Annotated in this window: 4 protein-coding genes; 1 reads left to right on the top strand and 3 read right to left on the bottom strand. The window is 69.6% G+C overall.

The annotated features are described in order from the left end of the window. Window positions 1-428 precede the first annotated feature (428 nt). Entirely contained in the window at window positions 429-632 is a 204-nt protein-coding gene (locus tag AC067Z_RS38700) for a hypothetical protein (protein ID WP_478794330.1), read from the bottom strand. Further along, window positions 542-1,066 (bottom strand): methyltransferase domain-containing protein, encoded by a 525-nt coding sequence (locus AC067Z_RS38695; RefSeq protein WP_478794329.1) that lies wholly within the window; start codon window positions 1,064-1,066, stop codon window positions 542-544. Before AC067Z_RS38695 ends, AC067Z_RS38700 begins: the two co-directional genes overlap by 91 nt. A 430-nt stretch (window positions 1,067-1,496) precedes the next feature. Here AC067Z_RS38695 and AC067Z_RS38690 point away from each other — a divergent pair, with 430 nt between their 5' ends. Further along, on the top strand, window positions 1,497-2,039 hold the full coding sequence (locus AC067Z_RS38690) for a GNAT family N-acetyltransferase (RefSeq protein WP_478794328.1): 543 nt from the start codon (window positions 1,497-1,499) through the stop codon (window positions 2,037-2,039). Between the two features lie 102 nt (window positions 2,040-2,141). Here AC067Z_RS38690 and AC067Z_RS38685 read toward each other — a convergent pair. Next, on the bottom strand, window positions 2,142-2,891 hold a 750-nt coding region (locus AC067Z_RS38685; protein ID WP_478794327.1), incomplete at its 5' end, for a phosphatase PAP2 family protein.

Genomic DNA, 2,891 nt, shown 5'->3' with positions numbered 1-2,891 from the left:
CCAGGCCGGCAGCCCGTCGGTCCCGGTGAAGGGGTGGACGGGCCCGGCCTCGCGGAGGCGCGCGTAAAAGGCGTAGGGGTCGGCCATCATGTCGCCTGTCTGATCATGTAATGCCATGGGCTCACCCTAGACAGCTGCCGCCTCGTCCTCTCAAGTACCCAGCTCTGCTCGGCCTGCTCGGCCTGCTCGGCCCAGCCGTCGCCGTCGCTGCGCATCAGCCGCCCCGGCGGCTTGACGAACGCGATCGAGGACCAGTCGCAACAGCGGTGACGGAGCACGTCACTTGCCGGATGACTGCTCGAGTTGGCGGGGCTGAGCACTTCGGTTGGTGGGCAAGGCGGCCGTCCTCCTTCCCCCTGCGGGGTTGAAGCCCGGCGGCGACGGAACTTCGTGCGGGCGAACAGAGCGGGAGGACAATCGGGGGAGGGCTACGGGCAGCGTCCCCAAGCGGAGATCATCGGGGCGGTGGCCAGGTCGAGGCGTCCGGTGGCGACGTTCGCCAGGTGGCGATCGATCTCCTCGTCGGTGGCGAGCCCTTCGGTCACCAGACGGCGACGGATCTGCCGCACGGTCGCGGCCTCGAGGACGGCACATGCCGGCGAGGTGATCGGGAAGTACGCGTCGGCCTGCACATCGTCCAGCCCGCCTCCCGCAGCAGCCTGGGCAGGGTTCGCCCGTAGGCGAGGTCCGCGCCGCGTGCTGCCATCAACGTGCGGAAGCCGGATCGCAGCCGGTTGGCGAGCTGCTGTTCGGGACCCGACTCGTCCGGACACAACAGCGGCTGCAAACCCGGGTCGGCGTCCTCCAGGAGCAGCCGGCCGCTGGGCCGCAGCGCCTGGACCATCCGGCGCAGCGCCTCGGTGCGGTCGGTGACGTGTACCAGGACCAGTCGGGCGTGGACGAGGTCGAAGCCCCCGGGGGCGGCGGTTCGGTTGCCACGTCGTGGCGCAGCACCTCGATCACGCCGCCAGGGATGTCCCGGGTCCAGGACACGTCGATGTCGGTGGCGATCACCGTCCCTCGGGGCCGACTCGCTCGGCCAGCCCGAGGGGTACGGACGGACCACCGGCACCGACTTCCCAGCACCGCATGCCGGCAGCGATACCGAGCTGGTCGATGTGGCGGAACGTCACGGGATCGAACATTCGCTGAGGGCCTCGAATCGGATCCCTGCCTCCGATTGCCGGTTGTCCAGCAGGTAGCCGTGATCTGTGTCGTGCTCAGCCATGTGGCGATTCTGGCAGAGGGCAGTCGGGCCCCGGTCGCGGGTTTCTGTGCCTGCGTCTCCCGGAACAACCTCGGGAGACCATCACCCCGGCCCGTGGCGGATCGGCCCGCCGACGGAAACGCTCAGCCGTCAGCTCAGACGCCACCCCGCCAACCAGAGCGCTCGGGTGGGGTCCAGTGAGGCAGAGCGCGGGCCCGGTCACGTCGAGGCTGGGCAGCTCGTCCCGGCGCACGCCATCCTCTGCGCATCTCTGCACCGAATCGGAGCGGTGGCCGACAACCCGGACGAGGTGGGACGCCACGTCCTGCCCGAGGCCGACGAGGCGCTGATCCGCAGCGCCGCTGCCTCGGTGACCGTGCCGCGGACGTGGATGAAGATGCCCGCAGAGCCGGAGGAGATCGAGCCCTGGCTGCTCCCGGGCTGGGTGGCGGCCTACGAAGGGACCGGACATCTGATGGCAATCGACCTCTCGGCCACGAACCCGGTCGAGCCCGAGGGGTACACCGTGACCGTGGAGACCGTCGGAGCCGTCGTCTGCGTGCGGGTGCTGGACGCAGCGGGCGAGCAGCAGGCGGCCAAAGGCCAGATGGCGGTGCTCGGGGAGGCTGCGGTCGTGGACCGGGTGCTGACCGAGGACGCCCATCGGCGGCGCGGATTGGGGCAGTTCGTGGTGCGCACGCTCGCCGACCACGCCCTGGACGAGGGCGCCGGCCTCGGCGTCCTCGGCGCGACTGATGCCGGGCGTGCGCTGTACGAGACGCAGGGCTGGAAGAAGCACGCCACCCTGGCCGAATGCATCTACCGGCCCTGACGCCCGGAGCATCAGCCGCACGAGGAATGCCACAGCGACCGCCCTGCTCCGGAACCTCCCGTCAGAGATTCCGCACCCAAGTGCGCGCCCCCACCGGGTGACTCAAACCAGTTCGGGCTGCGATTCGGGCTGCGATTCGCGTCGCGGTTCCGGCAGATGCGCCGACGCGGCCTTCCGTTCCCACAGCTTGGTGGTCCGTACGTAGCCGTAGACCACTGAGGTCATCGCCAGAATGAGCAGCGGCCCGAACACCCACGGATATTCGGCCATCTCCATCGACAGATAGCGGTACGACGCCAAGAATGCAGCGAACACCGCGCTGCCGTAGACGACCAGCAGGATTCCCGGCCGGTCCCAGCCGCGAGCGAGCGAGCGCAGCGCCGTCTCGATCGTGACCGTGAACACCACGCCGGCGACGATGTCCGCTCCGTAGTGGTAGCCGAAGCCCAGCGTTGCTCCGAGCGTGGCGATCAGCCAGCACGCTCCAACGAATTGCAGGACCCGCGGGCCCTTGCGGGAATGAATGAAGATCGCGGTGGCCCACGCCGTGTGCAGGCTGGGCATGCAGTTGCGCGGGGTGATCTCGTCGAAGGGCATCGGGTACGGGGTGGTGACCGGCGGCGGCGTGTCCGGCCACAGGTTGGCCACCGCCCAGTGCCCGCCGTCGGCGCCGTAGGCGAAGACCGGTCCGACCACCGGGAAGATCATGTAGATGGCCGGCCCGAGCAGGCCGATGACCAGAAACGTGCGCACCAGATGATGGCCCGGGAAGCGGCGCTCGACCGCCACGTTGCGCAGCTGGTACAGCGAGACGACGACCGCGGCCACCGCGAGCTGCACGTAGACCCAGTC

This window comes from Streptomyces sp. NPDC043812, assembly GCF_056436245.1.
This window is presented reverse-complemented; position numbering and strand designations above follow the sequence as displayed.